16 protein-coding genes are annotated in these 15,701 nt (G+C 44.4%); 15 read left to right on the top strand and 1 reads right to left on the bottom strand.

Features of this window, described 5'->3' with window-relative positions:
- The first annotated feature begins 2 nt into the window (after window positions 1-2).
- The 4 genes from N8M93_RS16495 (at window position 3) to N8M93_RS16480 (ending at window position 1,921) form a co-directional block, all read left to right on the top strand.
- Complete coding sequence (locus N8M93_RS16495; protein WP_261133707.1) at window positions 3-260, top strand: YpbS family protein; 258 nt, start codon at window positions 3-5, stop codon at window positions 258-260.
- A 262-nt stretch (window positions 261-522) separates the two neighbouring features.
- Window positions 523-846, top strand: a complete 324-nt coding sequence (locus N8M93_RS16490; protein ID WP_261133706.1) for a thioredoxin family protein — start codon at window positions 523-525, stop codon at window positions 844-846.
- Between the two features lie 20 nt (window positions 847-866).
- Window positions 867-1,403, top strand: coding sequence for a DJ-1/PfpI family protein (locus tag N8M93_RS16485; RefSeq protein WP_261133705.1), 537 nt, complete (start codon window positions 867-869; stop codon window positions 1,401-1,403).
- Between the two features lie 68 nt (window positions 1,404-1,471).
- Window positions 1,472-1,921: a CBO0543 family protein gene (locus tag N8M93_RS16480; RefSeq protein ID WP_261133702.1), complete on the top strand. Its 450-nt coding sequence runs from the start codon at window positions 1,472-1,474 to the stop codon at window positions 1,919-1,921.
- Between the two features lie 51 nt (window positions 1,922-1,972).
- Here the strand turns inward: N8M93_RS16480 and N8M93_RS16475 are convergent, their stop codons facing one another.
- Window positions 1,973-3,133, bottom strand: coding sequence for an aminotransferase A (locus tag N8M93_RS16475; RefSeq protein ID WP_261133699.1), 1,161 nt, complete (start codon window positions 3,131-3,133; stop codon window positions 1,973-1,975).
- Between the two features lie 161 nt (window positions 3,134-3,294).
- On the opposite strand from N8M93_RS16475, the gene N8M93_RS16470 reads away from it, so the two are divergent.
- The 11 genes from N8M93_RS16470 (at window position 3,295) to N8M93_RS16420 (ending at window position 15,693) form a co-directional block, all read left to right on the top strand.
- Window positions 3,295-4,122: a sulfurtransferase gene (locus N8M93_RS16470; protein ID WP_261133696.1), complete on the top strand. Its 828-nt coding sequence runs from the start codon at window positions 3,295-3,297 to the stop codon at window positions 4,120-4,122.
- 423 nt (window positions 4,123-4,545) lie between these two features.
- Window positions 4,546-5,151 (top strand): trimeric intracellular cation channel family protein, encoded by a 606-nt coding sequence (locus N8M93_RS16465; RefSeq protein WP_261133694.1) that lies wholly within the window; start codon window positions 4,546-4,548, stop codon window positions 5,149-5,151.
- Between the two features lie 257 nt (window positions 5,152-5,408).
- The gene (gene ablB / locus N8M93_RS16460; RefSeq protein ID WP_261133692.1) at window positions 5,409-6,269 is read left to right on the top strand and encodes a putative beta-lysine N-acetyltransferase; all 861 of its coding nucleotides are present in this window, start codon (window positions 5,409-5,411) and stop codon (window positions 6,267-6,269) included.
- Window positions 6,270-6,419: 150 nt separating this feature from the next.
- Window positions 6,420-7,841 (top strand): sigma 54-interacting transcriptional regulator, encoded by a 1,422-nt coding sequence (locus N8M93_RS16455; protein WP_261133689.1) that lies wholly within the window; start codon window positions 6,420-6,422, stop codon window positions 7,839-7,841.
- A gap of 198 nt (window positions 7,842-8,039) precedes the next feature.
- The gene (gene ablA, locus N8M93_RS16450) at window positions 8,040-9,431 is read left to right on the top strand and encodes a lysine 2,3-aminomutase (protein ID WP_261133687.1); all 1,392 of its coding nucleotides are present in this window, start codon (window positions 8,040-8,042) and stop codon (window positions 9,429-9,431) included.
- A gap of 11 nt (window positions 9,432-9,442) precedes the next feature.
- A complete protein-coding gene (locus N8M93_RS16445) occupies window positions 9,443-9,715 on the top strand; it encodes a YokU family protein (protein ID WP_261133685.1) in 273 nt (90 codons plus the stop codon).
- A gap of 133 nt (window positions 9,716-9,848) precedes the next feature.
- Window positions 9,849-11,219 (top strand): aspartate aminotransferase family protein, encoded by a 1,371-nt coding sequence (locus N8M93_RS16440; RefSeq protein WP_261133683.1) that lies wholly within the window; start codon window positions 9,849-9,851, stop codon window positions 11,217-11,219.
- Between the two features lie 12 nt (window positions 11,220-11,231).
- Entirely contained in the window at window positions 11,232-11,966 is a 735-nt protein-coding gene (locus N8M93_RS16435) for a CoA transferase subunit A (protein ID WP_261133681.1), read from the top strand.
- Window positions 11,909-12,571 carry a 3-oxoacid CoA-transferase subunit B gene (locus N8M93_RS16430; protein ID WP_261133679.1) on the top strand — a complete coding sequence of 221 codons (663 nt, stop codon included), beginning with the start codon at window positions 11,909-11,911 and terminating at the stop codon, window positions 12,569-12,571. Before N8M93_RS16435 ends, N8M93_RS16430 begins: the two co-directional genes overlap by 58 nt.
- A 30-nt stretch (window positions 12,572-12,601) precedes the next feature.
- The gene (locus tag N8M93_RS16425; RefSeq protein WP_261133677.1) at window positions 12,602-13,852 is read left to right on the top strand and encodes a peptidase; all 1,251 of its coding nucleotides are present in this window, start codon (window positions 12,602-12,604) and stop codon (window positions 13,850-13,852) included.
- A gap of 386 nt (window positions 13,853-14,238) precedes the next feature.
- Complete coding sequence (locus N8M93_RS16420; protein ID WP_261133675.1) at window positions 14,239-15,693, top strand: hypothetical protein; 1,455 nt, start codon at window positions 14,239-14,241, stop codon at window positions 15,691-15,693.
- The last annotated feature ends 8 nt before the right edge of the window (window positions 15,694-15,701 follow it).

Raw genomic sequence — 15,701 nt, 5'->3', positions numbered from 1 at the left:
CATTGTCAGTCCACCACGATATTTCAAAACATAGTAATGATCAACATGAAAGAGTCCGGATCTTTTCGGAGCTTGATCAAAAACGCGAACAATTGATCGAACAAGCGCTTTTGAAATGTAAAGAGGAAAAAACATTCGAACAAGAATTGATTGAAATCAACAAACTGACAGATGAAATCAACGATCTTGCGCGAAAAGGCATCGTCCCGCAGCGGAAGAACGTAACGAAAGAAATGGTCGAGGAGTATTGCAAGCGTTGAGTTTACGGCGAATTCAGTTATAACAGCAAGATCCAGATTTATCGAAACCAATTCGCAAATTTTCTGGACAAGCTTTCTGAATGATCCGGACAAAGTGTAAAAAGTAGGACAACAACATATCAAGGTTATATGAAAAAGGCTTTCCGACATCAAAAAGGATGTTCAGGGAAGCCTATTTCTATATAGGCGTGAAAAGGAAAATCGCAATCTATAAAGAAGTAAGGATAAATGACAATCGAAGCTGAAAAGGAGCGTCTCTTTAATGAAAGATCTTCATTCGATAGAAGAGGTCGATAACTTTATAGAAGTGAACCGACTAAGCTTCATCTACATTTCCCGGACGAACTGCGGTGTCTGCCATGCATTGCTTCCTAAAGTTCAAGAAATGTTGACCCAGTTTCCCGAAATCCGACTGGCTCATGTAAATGTTGATGATGTTGAGGCAATTGCTGGCCATCTATCAATCTTCACTGTGCCTGTCCTCCTTTTATATGTTGACGGAAAAGAAATGATCCGGGAGGCAAGATTCGTTCAAATGGAACAATTGCAAGACAAAATCAGCAGGATCTATGAATTCAACACTTAGACCTGAGGAGGGAAAAAGTCATGTACACTGGCATAATGCTTTATCCAAGGTTCAGTGAATATGAATTATCCGTACTGTTATCGATTTTAAAACAGGGTAAGAAACCGATTGTTTTTATTGGGTTGGATAAACAGGAGGTGAAGGGGGAAGCAGGGCTAAGGTGTTTCCCGGATGTTCGAATTGATGAAGTAGATGTCAGTGCCCTCGACAGTATTGCTTTCCCTGGAGCCGATGATTTCAGACACCTTGTCGACCACCCTGAACTTATCGCTTTTCTTCGGAAGTTACACAAGAAAAGGATGTGGATCGGTGCTATATCAAGTGCTCCTTATTTGTTATCAATGAGCGGATTGCTCGATGGGAAAAAGTATACGACTGGATTGACTGAAGAACAACGTCATTTCCTCGGTACGTTCAGCAAAGCGGATTTCATTGACAAACCAGTAGTCGTTGATGACAATCTGATCACCGCAAGAGGATCACATTTTATAGCGTTTGCGATTGAATATGGGAAGTCATTAGGACTGGATTTCGATGAAGGCTGGTATAAGCATTAAACAATAGATCTGCCAATAGGTATAAAATGTTGATTTAAACTCAATCCTGTAATAAGGAGTGAGTTATGATGTGGATGAACATAATATTCGGCTTGATCATACCGTGGATTCCTGGAATCTACCTGATCAAAAAAGATTTGAAGATATTTCTGTTGATAGCACCATTCGCATCAGTCGTCGCATTTACTTTTGACGTCCTCGGGTTTCACATGGAGTTCTGGAGGATCAGTCCGGAGCGGGAGATTGAGACGGTTGCGGCACTTCCGATGTATTTAGGTGTCTATCCGATTTTAGCAGCTTATCTGTTTTTTTTCATCAAACGATCTCACCTTAACCGATGGATTTTGATCTTTGCCGTCACCTTGATTACGACGATTATCGAGTTCATAGGCGTTTCAATAGACATGGTCCATTACTTCAATGGATGGAACATATTTTGGACATTTGTATCTTATCTATTGGCTTATCTCGTTAGTTATGGGTATTTTCTTATCTTAAAAAAGCACGTAGATGTATAAAAGAGCGGGTGACCTATATTGGGCAACCCGCTCTCTTAAATATCAACCTATTCATGATTTAAGTTTGCTGACAAACCGCTCTAATCGATCGAGCCCTTCTTTCAACTGGTCTTTATGGTAAGCATAAGAAATCCGGATGTATTCGTCCCCGTAATCTGAAAAGGCGACGCCTGGCACGACCGCAAGCTTTTCCTTTTCCAACAATTTCGTCGCAAACTCCCAGGACTTCATGCCGAATTGTTCGATAGAAGGGAACAAATAGAACGCTCCGGTAGGTTCATATGTTTCCAGTCCCATTTTCAACAGTCGATCATAGCAATAGTCCAACCGTTCTTTGTAAATTTCACGCATCGGACCAGCATCATCTTTACCTTCCGTCAATGCTTGTACAGCTGCAGCCTGTGTGATCGATGAAACACAGGTCACGTTGTATTGATGGACTTTAAGAATATGCTGTGTAATCGCAGCATCTCCAAGGATATACCCGATTCGCCAACCCGTCATCGAATGCGATTTAGACAAGCCGTTGATGACGATCGTTTTTTCTTTCATACCTTCAAGACCAGCGATGGATCGGTGTGGTTCACCATATGTCAACTCGCTATAAATCTCATCAGATAGGACGAATATATTTTTATCTTTTAAAAGTTCAGCGATTTCTTCGATTTCATCACCTGTCAAAGAAACACCGGTAGGATTGGAAGGGTAAGGTAGTATGACGCATTTCGTACGGTCTGTCAGATGCTCTTCAATCAAAGATGCCGTCAGCTTGAAACCTGTATCCCTCGTATCAACATGGACCGGTTCCGCCCCGCATAAATGGATGACAGGCTCATACCCAGGGTATACAGGTCCTGGCAAAATCACCTCATCCCCCTCGACAAGCAGCGTCCGCAAAGAAATATCAATCGCTTCACTTGCACCGCTTGTGGCAATCACTTCATCCTCAGCACGATAATCCAGCGCATATTTTTCTTGGACGAACTGGGCGATCGCCGTTCTCAAATCAATCGAACCCGCATTATGCGTGTAGGTCGTTCTATTCTCATCGATCGCCGTTTTGCCAGCGTCCTTCACATGTTCAGGTGTAGGGAAATCGGGCAGTCCGAGGGTCAGGGAAATCGCTTCTGGAAACTCTGAAACACGGTTGAAAAACTGGCGTATCCCTGAAATCTGTATTTCTTTGACTCTTGGATTTATAAATTGTTCCATTATGGGTCCCACTCCTTATCGGAATCACTACTGTTGGTATGTAATCTATTTGAAGTTTAGCGTGTTAGCTTGGCAGCGTCAACGGAAGCGGTCGATCATTTGTGTTTTTTCAATTGATTTCGATACAATGATAGAAAATCCTGATAAAGTAGGTGTAATCTATGAAAAATATCGTTTCAGCGGATTGGTTGCATTCAAGACTGGATGACTCAAATGTCGTACCAGTCGATTGCCGTTTCTATCTACAGGAAAAAGAACGTGGAATGGAAGAGTACCAGGATGCACATATTCCAGGAGCAAGTTATGCCGATCTTGAAAAGAATCTTTCCGGACAAGTTCAAGGTCATGGAGGTCGTCATCCATTGCCGAAACTTGATGAATTTCTCCAATTCCTGGGTGCGATCGGCATTGATGACTCGAAAACGGTGGTTGCTTATGATGCACAGAATACAGCGATGGCTGCTAGATTATGGTGGATGCTCAAGTATCTCGGCCACGAGGAAGCGTATGTCCTTGATGGTGGAATCCATGAATGGGAGAAGAAAGGGTATCCACTCACCGAAAAATTACCGGATGTAGTGAAGACGACTTATCGACCGAATATAAAGGAGGACATGGTCGCTGATCTGGCAGAAGTCAAGCTCGCCTCACAACTTGATGATATGATCCTGGTCGATGCAAGGGATGGCGAACGTTTTGCTGGAAAATCAGAACCCATCGATCCGAAAGCAGGGCATATCCCAACAGCGCAAAATAAATTTTTTGGAGATAATCTGGAACAAGGGAAATGGAAATCGAAAGATCAATTGAAAGATCGTTTCCAGGACCAGTTACACAAACCTATCATCAATTATTGCGGCTCAGGTGTCACAGCATGTGTGAACGTCCTCGCCCTTGATGAAATCGACAAGAAAAGCAAGCTCTATGTAGGCAGCTGGAGCGACTGGAGCTCCTACAATGAGAATCCAGTGGAAACAGATCAATTGTAGAACGGAAACGCCATTTAAATTTCACGTACCGTACTGATCAGAGATTTTTAGAATAGAAAAATTGTAGGTACAAATGGATGATCAAGATAGTGGAAATACAATAATCAAGTAGAAAAAATTCAGCGGACATCACAGCGCTTATTTAAGTCGAAGTGAGGTTCATTCCTTGGTTTCATCATAAATAAGATCTCTGGTGTCCGCTTGATTTTTTAATGCATTTAAATTGAGGCAAATAACGTCCCTTTTGTCCGTTGCACAATTTTGAAACGTGAACTCTTTAAGTAAAAAGGGGCACAGACCGTTAAAAGGATAAAAACTGAATATGATTGCCATTTCCGCTGAAACATTGTACACTCGATTTTGGTTTAAAAATATATGGGAATAATAGAAAAAATAGATTCAGTGTAAAAGGGGAGAGTGCAATTGACATGGGACGTCCTCAATGTAATTGGCACATTGGCATTTGCAATCAGTGGCGCGATTGTCGCCATGGAAGAAGATTATGATTTACTAGGTGTGATGATCCTCGGTCTGGCTACTGCTTTTGGAGGCGGGATCATTCGAAATATATTGATAGAAGTTCCAATGGCGACGCTTTGGCAGCAAGAAATACTCATCAAAGTCACGGTACTTCTTATTTTCATCGTGTTCATCATCCCGGATACGTGGATTCATTTTACAAGAGCATGGTTGAACTTTTTTGATGCAATCGGGCTGGCGACATTTGCAGTACAAGGGGCGATGTACGCATCAGTTGCAGGGCATTCCTTATCCGCTGTCATCATGGCTGCGGTCATGACTGGAACGGGCGGAGGTATTGTCCGCGACCTGCTCGCAGGAAGGAAACCGACCGTCCTGCGATACGATATCTACGCAGCATGGGCGATCATTGCTGGTGTATTCATCGGACTTGAAATAACAAATGATCCATGGGAACTGTATTTATTGTGTGCAGTCCTCATCTTCTTGCGGATGTGTTCGGCCAAATACCGCTGGAAGCTCCCACACCGTTATTTACAAACCTTTTAGCATATGAAAGATCACAGAACGTATGAGAAACTGTGATCTTTTTTTATGACGTCCAATCTGTTCACTTTTTCGATTATTTGTTCAATCAGTGGTTAGGTAGTATCATTACCCAAACATTAGGTGTTTGGGGTCATCTTCAACTATAGATTCAGTTTGAAGCTTTTCTATCATAAGCATATTAAAGGAAAAAGCCATATACATATGGAATTTAACAACTATAAAAGTAATCACTACTTCTTGAAAGGGGTTTTGGCAGGATGAGAGAGGTCAACGTCATGAAAGAGGATCGGGTAGTAAGCTCTAATGATTATACGATGGATGTTAGTTTGGATTTTTTTAATGAACGTTTGAAAGTGGAAGATTATCGCGGGAATGTGGCTTCGATCCATAAACAAATAATGCGTCTATTGGATGAACATCCGTTTACAAAAGTCATAGTCAAATCGAGACAACAAGATTGGAAGACTTTCTTAGAGCTGGGTTATCAATTTGAAGCTCTTTATACCGGTTACTTTAATGGTAGTGATGCTTATTCGATGGCTCTGTTTTCGGAAAACAGCCGCCGGACGAGTGACTATTGGATCTTTGAAGATGAAACCCTGCAACAGGTAAAAGAAATCAACTGTACCCTTGATGTTCCAAGTGCATCCGGCTATACGATCAGAAAAGCAGAAGAAGAAGATGCAAAAGAGCTTTCGAACCTCTATCAAGCCGTTTTCGAGATCTATCCGACCCCAATGAACGATCCGGATTACATCTCGAAATTGATGAAGCATGATTCGATTTTCTATGTTGCGGAATCGGAAGGGAAAATCGTAAGTGCGGCCTCTGCGGATATCAATCGGAAATATCATAATGCAGAATTGACCGATTGTGCCACACTGCCTGAGCATCGGAAGAACGGACTGATGAAGATCCTTATCGCAAACCTTGAAAATGAATTGAAAGAACAGAAAATCTTTTGTTCATACTCGATCGCAAGGGCTCTATCCTTCGGGATGAACGCGGTTTTCCATCAACGGAAATACGCATACAAGGGTCGGTTCACGAAAAACTGCAACATCTTCAATAAATTAGAAGACATGAACTTATGGGTCTGTGATCTATCACGCAGATAAGAGGTGTGCCGAAAATCCGGCATCTGAATGATGATTTTTTGGCACCTTGTTTTACATTTAAATAAAAATACTTTTATCCATAAAAGGGCAACAAAGGCTCAGCCGCGCTAAGGTTTGGCAAAGCCCGAGTTTTCTTTAGGGGGTAATCCTATGCTTCTGGATGTAACCAATACGAAGGAAATGCTGCAAGCGATCTTAAGCTCTATTGATGAAGGTATCCACGTCATCAACAGCGAAGGGATCACTGTTTTTTATAACGAGATCGCCTCTTCACATGATGGTGTAGCGGTTGAAGATGTATTAGGACAACATCTCTTAGACGTATTCCCGTCCTTTTCTAAAGAGACGAGTACATTATTGAAAGTCCTTGAAACCGGCGAGCCGATTTTTAATCAGCATCAACGTTATCCGAATGTGAAAGGACAGTTGATCGTCACAGTGAACACGACGTTACCGATCAATGTGGATGGAAAAATCGTCGGTGCTGTTGAGATTGCGAAGGATTTCACGAAAATCCAACAGTTATCCTGGAAACTCCTGGATCTGGAGGCTCGTGTCAAAGGGAATAAGGGTGATGATAAACCGAAGGAATACGAAAACGGTACAAACTTTAAAATGACAGACATTCTGACGCAGGATGAAGCCTTCATGAAGGTGAAAAAGATGGCGCTCCTCGCTGCGGATTCGTCATCGCCTGTCCTCGTTTATGGTGAGACAGGTACAGGAAAAGAGCTGTTGGTCCAATCGATCCATAATGCTTCCGATCGTTGTAACCATTCGTTCATTGCTCAAAACTGTGCTGCAATTCCTTCATCCCTTCTCGAAAGCATTCTCTTCGGGACTGCAAAGGGTAGTTATACAGGGGCAGTCGATCGCCCTGGACTATTCGAATTAGCGGATGGGGGGACATTATTTTTAGATGAACTGAACTCGATGCCGCTTGAAACCCAGGCGAAACTGCTACGCGTCTTACAAAACGGAAAGATCCGCAGAGTCGGCAGCACTTCTGAAAAAAGTGTGAATGTCCGAGTCATCGTGGCCATGAATGAAGATCCGAAAATTTGTATTGAAAAAGAAACACTTCGGAAAGATCTGTACTATCGGTTGAACGTCATTTTCTTGAAGATACCGCCGTTACGAGCAAGACGAGGCGATATCCCATTATTGACGGACCATTTCATCCAGCGGTATAATTTCAAGTTCGGAAAACTCGTCACAAAGGTTTCGGCTGAAGTGAAACAACTCTTTCATGAATATGACTGGCCAGGTAACGTCCGTGAACTTGAGCATGCGATCGAATCTGCATTGAACATGATCACAGATGATACCTTGACTCTTGAACACATCCCCATCCATTTGATTGAAGCATCAGATATGCGCGGTGAAAATGAAATGAAGCGGATTCCTTCACTCCGGGAAGCGATTTCTGAGACCGAGGAAATGTGGATCAGAAAGGCGATGTCGGAGACGGATGGGAATATCCAACAAGCGGCGAAACTATTGAAAATACCGCGCCAGACCTTACAATATAAACTTTCAAAACTTCAGGAAAAAAGCACTGCCGAAAATTAGGCGGTGTTTTTTATGATCAATCCCGCTGAGAGGAAATTTCGTTGCAAACGTGACCAGTAAGAACTCTGAAAATAGTCATTCACCCCTTATAGTCACTCGCTCATATGATACAATGACCCATCAATATTCAGAATAATAAAAATTGGCACAAAACTTGCAATATAGATAGATGAGTAGACTTTAACTGGGGGGAATCACATGAGAGAGTTCGTTTACAAACCAGATCGTCATTGGAAGGACATTGAACTGTGGAAAGACGTCACTGACGAGCAATGGAATGATTGGCTATGGCAACTGACCAACACGATCCGAAATGTCGATCAGCTAAAGAAAGTGGTGAATCTGACACCTGAGGAAGAAGAAGGGGTACGTATATCAACCAGGACCATCCCGTTGAACATTACACCTTATTACGCTTCACTCATGAATCCGGATGATCATCGCTGTCCGGTCCGGATGCAGTCGGTACCGATCTCAGCGGAAATCAATAAGACAAAATACGATCTTGAAGATCCGTTACATGAAGATGAAGATTCACCTGTACCTGGTCTGACCCATCGCTATCCAGACCGTGTGCTGTTCCTGGTGACGAACCAATGCTCGATGTATTGTCGTTATTGCACAAGGCGCCGTTTCTCAGGACAGATCGGGATGGGTGTCCCGAAAAAGCAATTGGATGCGGCGATCAATTATATTGCAAATACGCCTGAAGTACGTGACGTCCTCATCTCGGGTGGAGACGGTCTTTTGATCAATGATAATATCCTTGAATACGTGTTGAAAAATTTACGTGCGATCCCACATGTAGAAATCATCCGTATCGGTACACGGGCACCTGTCGTTTTCCCGCAGCGTATTACGGAGAACCTTTGCAACATCTTGAAGAAATACCATCCGGTGTGGCTGAATACACATTTTAATACATCCATTGAAATCACCGAAGACTCGAAGCGAGCCTGTGAGATGCTTGCAGACGCCGGTGTACCGGTTGGAAATCAAGCCGTCATTCTGGCAGGGATCAATGACAGTCCTTACATCATGAAAAAGTTGATGCATGATCTCGTTAAGATTCGTGTCCGTCCTTACTACATCTATCAGTGTGACCTGTCGGAAGGCATCGGACATTTCCGTGCACCTGTTTCCAAAGGACTCGAAATCATCGAGTCGTTGCGGGGACACACATCCGGATACGCTGTCCCGACGTTCGTTGTCGATGCACCAGGGGGCGGTGGAAAGATCTCCGTCCAGCCGAATTATATCATCTCGCAAAGTGCGGATAAAGTCGTCCTTCGTAACTTTGAAGGTGTGATCACAACTTATCCTGAGCCGGAAAATTACGTTCCAGGCCGTGCAGAATCCTATTTCGACGAGGTTTATCAAATTGCCGAAAAACCGAAGACAGTCGGCATTGCCAGTCTGATGCGCGATGAAGCGTTCAACCTCGTGCCGGAAGGCTTGCAGCGTTTGAACCGTCGTAAAAATTATGAAACAGATCCTGAACACTCTTCCTTGAAAGACCGTCGTTCGAAGCGCGATGAAATGATCGAACGGAAATGGCAAGCCGAACAGCAGAAAACAGTTGGCGAGTAAGGAGGTATTCGATGCATTGCATGTGGTGTGAATCAAATCAGGCAGAAGAAGCGACCAAAACGGGTTATTGGGAACTTCCCGATGGCTCGCGAGCGATTGAAATAAAAGAAATTCCATCTGTATCCTGCCCGGATTGCGGTATGGAATATCAAGAAGAGAGCCTTATCGAGGAAATTGAAGATCAGATGATGCTGATCGATACGAAACCGCTGCCGAATTCAGTCACATTCAAAGAATTGATGGCAGTCCCGCGGTTTTTAAAGAAGAACTACTTCAAGTTGTAGGGGCAGATGTTGCATTTTTGGTCACTAGAATGAATTCAAGACCAGAAGTGTAACACTGTTCAGCATCGGAAAGTCGGTTCTGATGATAGGAAGCACCAGAACCGTCCCCAGTAGAAAAGAGGTGTTAATAGCCATGGCCAAAGAATCACATCTGATCAAACCATTACTTGGAGCATCTTATCCGGAAGTTGCATACGGCAAAGGAATCTATTTATATGATACGGAAGGGAACCGATATTTGGACGGCGCATCTGGTGCAGTCACAGCCAATATTGGGCATGGTGTTGTCGAAATCATTGAAGCGATGAAGGAACAAGCCGAGAAGATTTCATTCGTCTATCGGTCACAATTCACCAACCGTCCGGCTGAAGAGCTTGCCGATAAGCTCTCGCAAATGGCGCCCGGGAATCTCGATTACACGTTTTTTGTGAACAGCGGATCGGAAGCGACAGAGACCGCATTGAAAATTGCGGTCCAGTACTGGCAGGAAAAAGGACGGAAAGAAAAGGATCGTGTCATTTCCAGGTGGACCAGTTATCACGGGATAACGCTCGGTGCTCTCTCAATGTCCGGGCATGTCATGCGACGGAACCGTTTTGCCTCTTTACTTGCAGACTATCCTGTCGTTTCGCCGCCATATTGTTATCAGTGTCCTTTTTACGAAACGTTCCCGACATGCGGGATGAAGTGTGCGAACGAATTGGAAATCGCTATCCAACGAATCGGACCTGATAAAGTCGCAGCATTCATCTTCGAACCGATCATAGGAGCTGCAGGTGGAGCGATCGTTCCACCGGAGCCTTATTTCGATCGGATAAAAGAAATTTGCGACCACTATGAAGTTCTATTGATTGCCGATGAAGTCATGACCGGCTTCGGACGGACAGGGAAGAATTTTGCGATGGAGCATTGGGGTGTCGTGCCAGATATCATGGCGCTCGGCAAAGGATTAAGCGGAGGCTACACGCCGATTGGTGCAACGATGGCCTCCAAACAAATCATCAAGACGATCGAAAGCGGTTCAAGAGTGATCATGAGTGGTCACACCCTCAGCGGTAATCCACAATCTGCGGCTGTCGCTCTTGCTGTCCTCGATTATATTGAACGCCATCAGATCACTGAGCATGTGGCAGAACTTGAACCTTATGTTGAAAAAGAATTGCTCCAGCTATCACATCGCTATCCGGTCATCGGGGACGTGAGAGGAAAAGGGATGATGTGGGGTCTTGAATTCATCAGTAACCCCGACACGAAAGAATGCTTCCCGATCCACACTTTCGTCACGGAACGGGTCATCAAGAAATGTTTTGAAAAAGGGCTGATCGTCTATCCAGCAGTGGGAGGCATCAATGGAACGGCCGGTGATGCGATCATCGTTGCCCCACCGCTCACGATCAGCAAGGAAGAATTGAAATTTTTATTATCGACTCTAGAAGAAGCGATCGCTGAAATCAGCCAGGAGCTTGACCAGGATGGACTTTTGCAGCATCGCTCGATCAGTTAGGGGGAGGACTGGATGAATCCGAACATTCCTTCGAAAGTGACGAAATTGGAGGATTTGGCTGATCATTTTAAAGATGGCATGACCTTGATGTGCGGCGGGTTCGGGGGAGTAGGTGCTCCTCCTGGTCTCGTCAATTTCATCTTGGAGTTAGGGATCAAAGACATCGAGTTGATTTCAAATGACGTAGGCTTCCCATGGATCGGACCAGGAAAATTGATTACTGAAAAACGGGTACGCCGTATCGTCGTCTCCCACATCGGCTCGAATCCTGAAGCAGGAAAGCAGATGCATGACGGGGAGCTTGACGTTCAATTTTATCCGCAGGGAACACTGGCTGAAAAAATCCGCGCCGGCGGTATGGGACTCGGTGGGATCCTTGTCGATGTCGGACTCGGCACTCTTGTGGAAAAAGGAAAGCAGAAGGTGACGGTAGATGACCGGGAATACATGATCGAACCAGCTCTAACTGCTGATGTTTCGATCGTATTTGCGAAAGAAGCAGACGTCTATGGAAATCTCACCTATGATAAAAGTGCCCGGAATACAAACCCGCATGTCGCGACTGCCGGAAACATCACGATCGTCGAGGCTGAGCGGATTGTCGAAGCAGGAGAGCTTGACCCGGAATGCGTCGTGACACCGGGTGCATTCGTGGATTACGTCGTACCAAGTAAAGGGGTGGATTGGCAATGGGTTTGGGAGCTGAAACGCGCAGACGGATCGCAAAACGTGCCGCACAAGAAATAACCGAGGGGATGATCGTGAACCTGGGCATCGGCATCCCTACCCTTGTAGCTGATTACCTGAAACCAGAGCTCGGTGTGATGCTGCACACGGAAAACGGAATTTTAGGGATGGGGCCCTCACCTGATGAAGGGACAGAAGATGGTCATCTTTCCAATGCTGGAGGCTACCCGGTCACCTTGATTCCCGGTGCCTCCTACTTTGATAGTGCCACAGCATTCGGGATCATCCGGAAGGGTTATCTCGATATGACGATTCTTGGTGCGCTCGAAGTAAGTGAAGAAGGGGATATCGCAAATTGGATCGTCCCTGGGAAACGAGTGCCAGGAATGGGAGGAGCGATCGATCTTGCCCAAAAAGCAAAAAAAGTGATCGTGCTGATGAACCATACGAATAAGGATGGCGGTTCGAAAATCGTGCACCAGTGCCGCCTGCCTCTTACTGTTCAAAAAGGGGCGCACATGATCATCACTGAAATGGCGGTTTTTCAGGTGAATGAAGACGGTTTGGAATTGATCGAAATCATGCACCCGTATTCACTCGATGAAATTGAAAAAGCGACCGAAGCAACGTTCAACGTAAGCAGGACATTGACGATCAATTCTTGAAAACTACATAGGAGAAAGGGGGCGTTTGAGGTGCAGGAAAAAGTGAAACAATGGCTCGACCGGAACAGGGAGGACGCAATCGATTTGTTACAAAAGCTTGTGCAGGAAGGCAGCGTGCAAGAAAACGAAGAAGGCGTCCAGAACCTTGTCCGTGATCATCTTGAAAAGCTCGGTCTCGAAGTCGATTATTGGATCCCTTCTGGAGACGAATTTTTGAAACATCCTTATTTTTGCGCAACACGGACGGATTTTTCCAGGAGCCCGAATGTCGTTGGAAGATGGAAAGGGACGGGTGGCGGTAAATCGATCGTGTTGAATGGCCATATTGATGTCGTTCCGGCAGGTGACCTCAACCAGTGGGACCATGACCCATACAGCGGTCATATCGGGGACGGCAAAATGTACGGTCGGGGTGTCACGGACATGAAAGGCGGCAATCTTTCTCTTTTACTAGCGATCCAATGTTTAAAAGAGTCAGGGGTCAAGCTGAAAGGTGATGTCCTTTTTCATAGTGTCATAGAGGAGGAAAGCGGCGGGGCAGGGACACTTGCGGCTGTGTTGCGAGGGTATACGGCTGATGCGGCCCTGGTCCCAGAGCCGACCAACATGAAAATCTTCCCGAAACAGCAAGGTTCGAAGTGGTTCAGGTTGAAGGTGCTCGGTCGTTCTGCACATGGCGGCACCCGTTATGAAGGCGTCAGTGCCATTGAAAAAGCGATGCCGGTCATCGAGGCGATCCAAAAGCTTGAAAAAGACCGGAATGCCCGCGTAGACGATCCTCTTTATGCCAAAACGCCGATTCCACTGCCGATCAACATCGGGAAAATGGAAGGGGGAAACTGGCCGTCTTCTGTACCGGATGAGATTTTGATTGAAGGGCGTGTCGGCATCGGTCCACAAGAAACATTGGAAGATGTGAAGGCAGAGTTTGAGGAAGCGATGCGTCGGATTGATGACGAGTGGTTCAGAGAGCACCCTGTCGAGGTCGAGTGGTTCGGTGCGCAATGGCTGCCAGGATCGATTGACCTCGAGCATGAACTGATGGGGATTTTACAGGAAAGGTACCAGGAAGTGCTGGGGGTCGCCCCTGAAATCGAAGCTTCGCCCTGGGGGACAGACGGCGGTCTCCTGACCCAGGTCGGAAACACGCCTTCGATCGTTTTCGGACCTGGCGTAACTGCTTTTGCCCACTATCCGAACGAATTCATCGAGCTTGAAAAAGTATTCCAGGCAGCCGAAATTTTTGCGCTTGTGATCTATGACTGGTGCGGCGGCGAATGATACAAGTTCGAAAGACTTCATCTCTTGCAGGTGGAGTCTTTTTCTGCTTTTGTAGATAATCATGAATTTTTGTAGTTAATTTTTGATTTTTGCAGATTACTCCCCTATTTTTGTAGATAATTACAAATTTTTGTAACTACACCTCCAATTTTTGTAGATAATTTTGGTTTCATCTTCATCCCTCGTTTATTTCAATCCGTTCATATAGCTTTTTTAATGAAATTCATTTAAAAACGATCGATTAATCGAGTTTTTCTCATCTAAAGTTGAAAAATTCCCTATCAACCTCCTAAATACTAGAACTTATGGTAGGATGAAGGATAAGGGGGTAGAAGAATATCAATAGAAGCATCCTACTGAAAAAAGTTATACCGATCCTACTTGTTTTGACTGCATTCCTTTTCATAAGCGAACACCTTCAAAAACAAGAGGTTGGTAACATAGAAGAAAATGATGAAGAAAAAGATTTCACAGTCGTCGATACATATGAAGAGGTTAAATTTTATAACAAAGCCGAATCTGGATATTTGTTGAATGAAATCCAGAAAGCTGAACAATATGGTTTGATTGATACTTTTGAAGAAAAAATTGTTCCTGTAATGGGGATCAAGCGAAACGTACAGATTCATGAAGCATGGAGCAACAATCAAGACATCTATCTTCTTTACAGTGTCACTTTGTTGCTGCCGGATAAAAGTCCAGAAGATGTACCCTATCTGGAAGTCGAACAACTTACTTTACATAATCATGAAGAATCACCTGTCGAGTTGAATGCGGAATTTTACAGTACGAACGGGTTCGAGAATCGTACAAGATATGCGAATGATGGGTTTGTCTTTCAGGATAGATTTTATCGTAGCATATGGATCCAACCTGAAGTATATGATGCTTATGAAGAAGTGCTTGGATGGAGCGGATCAGAAGCCGCGAATGAACACGAGACTTTCGATCACAATTTGAAGCGTGTAGAAAATATTTCCCTTTCCATGTTGCATCTGGTGGATGGGGAAAAAACGCATCCGATCGAAAAGATTCCACTCGAAATGAAATTCATGCATGAGGAAAAGGCACTTGAAACGATTGAAATTGATGAAACCATTCCGCTCAAAGAAGACTCTGAAGCTCACGTAAAACGGCTGGAAGTCCACCTGGGGGAAAACCGGTTATATCTTGATGTTAAACCTGATCTAGAGCGGTATTATGCCTTTGCGTTCAAGTTCAATGGCGGGGAACATGAGTCTGGGCTCCAATTTGATGAAAATGGTGAAACATTCCTCCGGGTTGGAGAGATGAATGATCATGACGAAATACGGCTGGAATTTGTAGGTGGAATGATTCCGTCTGATGAAGAGTTCGAATATGAAATCACTCAACAAGTTATTTCTGATTTCAAGCACCAACAGACGACTGACTCATCTTTTCTGGATATGCATAAAGAACTTGGAAAATTGTCTACGGGGCGTTCTTTCAAGCTGATCGGCATCGATTTTGAAGATGCTAGGGAAAAGTACTTGAAAATCTTCGTGGAGATGGAAACCCCATGGGAGAATTATGGTCCTTCATGGTTCCGTGATTATGCCGATGTTCTTGTTGAAAAAGATAATGACCGGCAACCGCACGAAGTTGATTCACATACTTACATGGAGGTAACCAATTCGAAAGGGGATCTCATCCAATTGTCAGGGATTGCAGGGCACGCAAACCTTAATGAAAGTTCAATGGATATTGCGATGGAAACAGAAGATTTCATGAATTCTGATGGATTGAAGTTCAGGCTCTTCCATTTTTCGAAACCGATAGAATTCAATTCAGAGGAAATCACAATCTCGATTCCTGATTAGGGTCAGAA

The sequence above is a fragment of the Bacillus sp. Marseille-Q3570 genome, from assembly GCF_946151055.1.
GTDB lineage: Bacteria > Bacillota > Bacilli > Bacillales > Fictibacillaceae > Pseudalkalibacillus.
The sequence above is the reverse complement of the archived record's forward strand: the minus strand, read 5'-3'. Positions and strand labels throughout refer to the sequence as shown.